The sequence below is a fragment of the Providencia sp. 2024EL-00732 genome, assembly GCF_044006275.1.
GTDB lineage: Bacteria > Pseudomonadota > Gammaproteobacteria > Enterobacterales > Enterobacteriaceae > Providencia > Providencia huashanensis.
Genome location: NZ_JBIPDG010000026.1, coordinates 1 through 2810 on the forward strand (window position 1 = coordinate 1; position 2810 = coordinate 2810).

Annotated in this window: 3 protein-coding genes; all 3 read left to right on the forward strand. The window is 42.3% G+C overall.

The features are described from left to right. The first annotated feature begins 595 nt into the window (after positions 1-595). The gene (locus ACHB7C_RS20665) at positions 596-1240 is read left to right on the forward strand and encodes a quinolone resistance pentapeptide repeat protein QnrD1 (protein ID WP_012634451.1); all 645 of its coding nucleotides are present in this window, start codon (positions 596-598) and stop codon (positions 1238-1240) included. A 637-nt stretch (positions 1241-1877) separates the two neighbouring features. Next, complete coding sequence (locus ACHB7C_RS20670; protein ID WP_015063446.1) at positions 1878-2318, forward strand: hypothetical protein; 441 nt, start codon at positions 1878-1880, stop codon at positions 2316-2318. A 310-nt stretch (positions 2319-2628) separates the two neighbouring features. Then, a partial coding sequence (locus tag ACHB7C_RS20675; protein WP_210848981.1) for a hypothetical protein occupies positions 2629-2810 on the forward strand: 182 nt, incomplete at its 3' end.

Genomic DNA, 2810 nt, shown 5'->3' on the forward strand with positions numbered 1-2810 from the left:
AAAAAACCATTCACCCAAGCCCGTCAAACTCACTGCGTTCGTCTGACCACCCCCTTTTTTCGCCCCTGTATTTGGTCGCTCAAAAATGTGGTGGTCAGACGCTTCGCTTGACGGGGGGCTTTGCCCCCAAAACGAAACACGTTCACTGGGGTTCACTTGCCATCGCTGGGGCGTGTCATTTCGTTTCGGCTCCCCCTGTTTTTCCCTTTCTTCGCTGGACGCTCATCAGGATAAAAACAAAAAGCCTACCGCCCTCGTTTTACTCGGTTGGTCAAATCGCTTCTTGCCACAAAACAAGTTTGTGACTTTCAGCGATTTCGCATCGTTTTACTTGTCAGTTTGCACGATGTTAAAAACGCACTCAGAAGCCCGCAAAACCGTTCTAAACTTTCAGCGTAGATTTGGGTGTTTTATAGGGTGATCGTGTCTTAAAATCGTTTCGAGGGGCTTTAATGGGGATGAACGGGAGGTTTTTGCTAACTAACTCGCCCGTTTAACATAAAAGGGATTGTATGAATCAATTTTAGCTAGAGTTTAAGGTTGTTCAAATTAATGTACAATGATTGCACTGTATAAATAACCAGGTGTAGCATGTATGGAAAAGCACTTTATCAATGAAAAGTTTTCACGAGATCAATTTACGGGGAATAGAGTTAAAAATATTGCCTTTTCAAATTGTGATTTTTCAGGGGTTGATTTAACTGATACTGAATTTGTTGATTGTAGTTTTTACGACAGGAATAGCTTGGAAGGGTGTGATTTTAATAGAGCCAAACTAAAAAACGCTAGCTTTAAAAGCTGCGATTTATCAATGAGTAATTTTAAAAACATTAGCGCCTTAGGTCTTGAAATTAGTGAGTGTTTAGCTCAAGGAGCTGATTTTCGAGGGGCTAATTTTATGAATATGATAACTACAAGGTCATGGTTTTGTAGTGCTTATATAACCAAGACAAATCTTAGTTACGCTAATTTTTCTAGAGTCATATTAGAAAAGTGCGAACTGTGGGAAAATCGCTGGAATGGCACTGTGATAACTGGCGCCGTGTTTCGTGGCTCCGATCTTTCTTGTGGGGAGTTTTCATCGTTTGATTGGTCTTTGGCTGATTTTACTGGTTGTGATTTAACGGGTGGGGCGCTTGGCGAGCTTGATGCAAGGCGAATTAATTTAGATGGAGTGAAGTTGGATGGAGAGCAGGCGCTTCAGCTTGTTGAGAGTTTAGGTGTTATTGTTCACCGATAAAATCTAGGTAAAAAACGCCTAATGCCCCAATGTGGTACTAATCAAAACGGAGCGAAGCGACATCTTCATCTTGTCTTTGCTTTTCTCCATGATCAGTTATTGGGTCATGGTCTCTTAGCTCGTTAATCTGGCTAAGTTTGGTTAGGTTGGGCTTCTTTCGACACTTCGCAATCCAAGAAATCCCTAGTCCGTTGATTGGTGCTCTTATCAGGTACGCACTGTAATCTTTCGATACCGCAGCGTGATTCGGAGGTAGAGCCGGAATTTCGTTTTCCGGTACGTTTTACTACCACAATTTGCCTGTTTATCCTTTCGGAGACCGGGCTAAGTCCGAGTCAATCAAGTGGTGCATTTGGGTTAATGTCGTTGGCTGGTATTTAATGAGAACGTGACAAGCGCCTCTCACGTTGCTAAGATTGGATTGCGACGTCTAATCTGAGCAACGAATGCACAAGATTTAGAGTACCAGAGCCCTGTGATGCTGTCACGGGGCTTTGTTACATCTGGAGCTTGGTAAACCTCATAAATTCAATTCGCAACGCTCGCCGCAAGGCGTGAACTTGTTTCACGTCGAGGAAGCGGAATTTCTCGAAAGCCTTATACTGTCTCCGTTCACACATGATCGGAGGGTGTCTCTATGTCTCAATTATTTCGTTTGGCATCGCCAGAAGATTACGAATACATCGAAGAATTAAATTTATGGGAATTGTCATTTGATAAGCGACCGGTTCAAGGGGTTCGTTGTGAAGATCCGGTGATCGGGGCAGAAAAATATAATCAAGGGCGTGAAAAATTTAAGGCGTTAGCGTCACGGCATAAAAAACACTGGAAACCGAACGGATTGACCTTTTCGGAGTTGATCCGCTGGGCAATAGAATGCGGAACTCCAGAACAATGTCAGCTTGTTTTAGCGTTATACCATTGCACAAACGATGATGATTATCAGGCGATGGGAATTCAGTTAAGCCGAAGTATTGATAATGCAAATGTCAGTCCGATCATCTTTTTCACAGGTAAAAATCAACGGTTATTAGGTGATATTTCGATGCTAAAACAGCTCGAAGAAAAGGTGCGCTGACGTTAGGTTTACCTATTATTTTATGTATTATCCTATCTATTATTCTATCTCTTATTTTATCTATTTCGTCTGTAATAGGTAGAATAATACATAGAATAAGATACAGAATAATAGATAGACACAAGATGACGTTGTGTTATTTCTTACCCATTAATCCACCTGTTATTCTACCTATTACTTTACCCGTTATTGCACCCAATTTAGGTATAACGGGCAGAATAACGGGTGAAATAATGGGTAGAATCATAGTTTTACTAACTTGCACCCCATGATACTTTCAGTATCAATGCCACTCATTTTCTGGACGAAAATGAATGACATAAGGCTCCGCCCTCTGGCTATTTTCTTCGGCTGGACGCCTGCGAAAAAAACCATTCACCCAAGCCCGTCAAACTCACTGCGTTCGTCTGACCACCCCCTTTTTTCGCCCCTGTATTTGGTCGCTCAAAAATGTGGTGGTCAGACGCTTCGCTTGACGGGGGGCTTTGCCCC

What these genes read in the sequence shown, in the direction of transcription:
- ACHB7C_RS20665 (WP_012634451.1), top strand. Translation starts at nt 596, where the DNA reads ATGGAAAAGCACTTTATCAATGAAAAGTTTTCACGAGATCAATTTACG.
- ACHB7C_RS20670 (WP_015063446.1), top strand. Translation starts at nt 1,878, where the DNA reads ATGTCTCAATTATTTCGTTTGGCATCGCCAGAAGATTACGAATACATC.